Genomic DNA, 3,064 nt, shown 5'->3' with positions numbered 1-3,064 from the left:
GCGGTCGGTGCGCATCGACCTGGCGCCGTTCACCCTCGTCGGCGCCACCACCCGCGCCGGCCTGCTGGCCACGCCCCTGCGCGACCGCTTCGGCATCCCGCTCAGGCTCGAATTCTACACTCCTGACGAGCTGGTGAAGGTGATCATGGGCGCGGCCCGCAAGATGGGCGCGCCGATCGCCGAGGACGGCGCCCGCGAGATCGCCTCGCGCTCGCGCGGCACTCCCCGCGTCGCCGGCCGCCTGCTGCGCCGCGTGCGCGACTTCGCCGCCGCTGACGGAGCCGCCTCCATCGACCGCCTCGCCGCCGCCCGCGCGGTGGCCCGGTTGGAGATCGACGAGGCCGGGCTCGACGCCAACGACCGCCGCTTCCTCAAGGCCCTGATCGAGAACTACGGCGGCGGCCCGGTCGGCATGGACACCCTCGCCGCCGCCATCGCCGAGGCCCGCGACGCCGTCGAGGACGTCATCGAGCCCTATCTGCTGCAGCAGGGCTTCATCCAGCGCACCCCGCGCGGCCGCATGGCCTGCGCCCGCGCCTACGCCCACCTCGGCCTGACCGAACCGCCGCGCGCCCCGGAACAGGGCGGCCTGTTCGGCGGCAAGTGACCCTTCACGAGGCGCACGAACCCCGTCATGCTTGGCCGTGAACGGGAGGCGGCATGGCGCCACGCAGGATCAGGGTCGAGCGGTTGATCGTCGTGCTGGGCGCGGCGGTGCTGATCCTCGGCGTCCTGCTGCTCTGGCTGGTCAGCCGCGGCGGCGGCCTAGGCGGCGGTGAGCCCTCGCCCGAGGATCGGGCCCGGGCCCAGCTGCGCGCCCACATCGGACCGGGCGCCGTGGTCCGCTACACCGAAAGGGGACGCCGCCGCGCGGTCTGCGGCTACGTCTCGGCCGGCGACCAGCTGGTCGTGTTCATCTCGCGCCCCAACCGCATCCTGCTGGAGACCGATCCGCTGAAGGCCGAGTTCGACAAGATGCTGCGCGACGTCTGCCCCGGCTTTCTGACCCGCGCGCCGGGTGCGGGCGGAGCGCGGCCATGACCGACCGCCCCACCGCCGGCCGCTTCGAGGGCCGCGAGCACCGCCTGCCGGTCCGCGTCTACTACGAGGACACCGACTTCACCGGCCTTGTCTACCACGGGACCTATGTGCGCTATTTCGAGCGCGGCCGGTCCGACGCCCTGCGCCTGATGGGCGTCGGTCACGCGGAATTGCTGGAGGGCGAGGAGCCGTCCGCCTTCGTCATCTCGAGGATGCAGCTGGATTTCCTCAAGCCGGCCCGGATCGACGACGAACTGCTGGTCCGCACCTGCTATCGCGCCATCAAGGGCCCGCGGCTGCTGATTTCGCAGACGATCACCCGCGGCGACGACCTGCTGTGCCGGGCCGGAGTCGAGGTGATCTGCATCCACCTGGACGGCCGTCCGCGCCGCCCCACGGCCGCCCTGCGCGACAAGGTCGGGCCATGGCTGACGGGCGAACCCTGACCAGATTGCGAACCTGTCACGTGCAGTCAGGTGACGGTTCTGCCAGACCTCGCTAGACCCGGCTGAATCGCCACATATCCGCCACGCCCGTCCGGTGCACAGGACACACGGACGAAAGAGGACGACCGAATGACCACCGCCGCCGAAGCATCGACGATGCTGAATCCCCTGGCTCTGTTCATCGCGGCCGATCCGGTCGTCAAGGTGATCATGGTCGGCCTCGTCGTCGCCTCCCTGTGGTCGTGGGCGGTGATCATCGACAAGGCCATCCGCTTCGCCTCGCTGAACAGCCATGCTGCGGCGTTCGAGAAGGCCGTCGGCTCCGGTCGCTCGCTGGAGGAGATCGCCTCCCAGGCCGGGCCGGATCCGGCCCATCCGCTGCCGCGCATGCTGGTCATCGCCCTGTCGGATTGGCGCGAGGCGCGCACCCGCGGCCCTCTGACCGAGGGGCAGGGCAATATGCTGATGGCCCGCATCGACCGGGCCCTGGACAGCCTGATCGCCCGTGAGGGCCAGCGCGTCGAGGCCGGACTGGGCGTGCTCTCGGTGGTCGCCACCGCCTCGCCCTTCATCGGCCTGTTCGGCACGGTCTGGGGCATCATGAACGCCTTCGGGGCCATCGCCGCCGCGCAGAACACCAACCTCGCCACCGTCGCCCCGGCTATCTCCGAGGCCCTGTTCGCCACCGCCCTCGGCCTCGCCGCGGCCATTCCGGCCTATATGGCCTACAACAAATTCTCCATCGACGCGGGCAAGTTCACCGGCCGGCTCGAGAGCTTCGCCGATGATCTGCAGGCCGCCGTGGCTCGCCGGCTGGGCGGGCCGTCGGCTCCGGCCCCGCAGCCCGCGGCCGACTACAGCCGCCGGGAGCTCTGAGCATGGCCATGGGCGGAACGGGCGGCGCGGGCGGACACGTCCGGGGCCGCAGACGGGCCCGCAAACGGCCCCTGAGCGAGATCAACATCACGCCGCTGGTCGACGTGATGCTGGTGTTGCTGATCATCTTCATGATCTCGGCCCCCCTGCTGAGCGTGGCGGTGCCGGTGGAAATGCCCAAGACCGAGGCCAACGCGGTGGACTCGGTCAGCGAGCCCGTCGTGGTGACCGTCCAGCAGAACGGCGAGATCTTCGTCGGCGAGACCGCCGTCGCCTGGGACGATCTGGTCGCCAGCGTCTCCGAGGCCGGCGGCCCCGGCGCGCGCGACAAGCCGATCTCGATCCGCGGCGACGGCCGCGCGCCCTATCAGGCCGTGATCCGGGTCATGGCCCGTCTGTCCACGGCCGGTTTCACCAAGCTGAATCTGCTCACCAACACCGCCGCCTCGTCCGGCGAGGAGGGCTGACCGTTTGGAGCGTCCCGGTTCGGCCCTGATCGGATCCATGGTCGTCCATGCGGCGGTCATCGGCGCGGTCGTGCTCGCCCTGATGTTCGGCGGGGACCGGCCGCCGCGGCAGATCGTCAGCACCATTCCGGTGTCGATCCTCTCGGAGGAGATGGTGCTGGCCGGCCCCGCCGACGCGCCGTCGCCGGAGCCCGCCGCCGACACCGCCGCCGCGCCGCCGCCGGAAGCGGCCGA

At 71.3% G+C, this 3,064-nt stretch carries 6 protein-coding genes; all 6 read left to right on the top strand.

Translation table 11 applies throughout. The features are described 5' to 3' along the window. Window positions 1–607, top strand: a 607-nt coding sequence (locus tag VGD32_RS13040; RefSeq protein ID WP_331032313.1) for a Holliday junction DNA helicase RuvB C-terminal domain-containing protein, incomplete at its 5' end; no start/stop codon positions are given. 53 nt (window positions 608–660) lie between these two features. Beyond that, window positions 661–1,041, top strand: a complete 381-nt coding sequence (locus VGD32_RS13035) for a hypothetical protein (RefSeq protein WP_331032312.1) — start codon at window positions 661–663, stop codon at window positions 1,039–1,041. Beyond that, window positions 1,038–1,487, top strand: a complete 450-nt coding sequence (locus tag VGD32_RS13030) for a YbgC/FadM family acyl-CoA thioesterase (protein WP_331032311.1) — start codon at window positions 1,038–1,040, stop codon at window positions 1,485–1,487. Before VGD32_RS13035 ends, VGD32_RS13030 begins: the two co-directional genes overlap by 4 nt. 129 nt (window positions 1,488–1,616) lie before the next feature. Continuing rightward, entirely contained in the window at window positions 1,617–2,363 is a 747-nt protein-coding gene (gene tolQ / locus VGD32_RS13025) for a protein TolQ (protein ID WP_331032310.1), read from the top strand. Window positions 2,364–2,365: 2 nt separating this feature from the next. Beyond that, window positions 2,366–2,830 carry a biopolymer transporter ExbD gene (locus tag VGD32_RS13020; RefSeq protein WP_331032309.1) on the top strand — a complete coding sequence of 155 codons (465 nt, stop codon included), beginning with the start codon at window positions 2,366–2,368 and terminating at the stop codon, window positions 2,828–2,830. Window positions 2,831–2,834: 4 nt separating this feature from the next. Continuing rightward, the coding region (locus VGD32_RS13015) for a hypothetical protein (protein WP_331032308.1) at window positions 2,835–3,064 on the top strand (230 nt) is incomplete at its 3' end.

This window comes from Brevundimonas sp., from assembly GCF_036402095.1.
Lineage (GTDB): Bacteria > Pseudomonadota > Alphaproteobacteria > Caulobacterales > Caulobacteraceae > Brevundimonas.
Note: the sequence above shows the minus strand (reverse complement) of the source record. Positions and strands in the feature narration are given on the sequence as shown.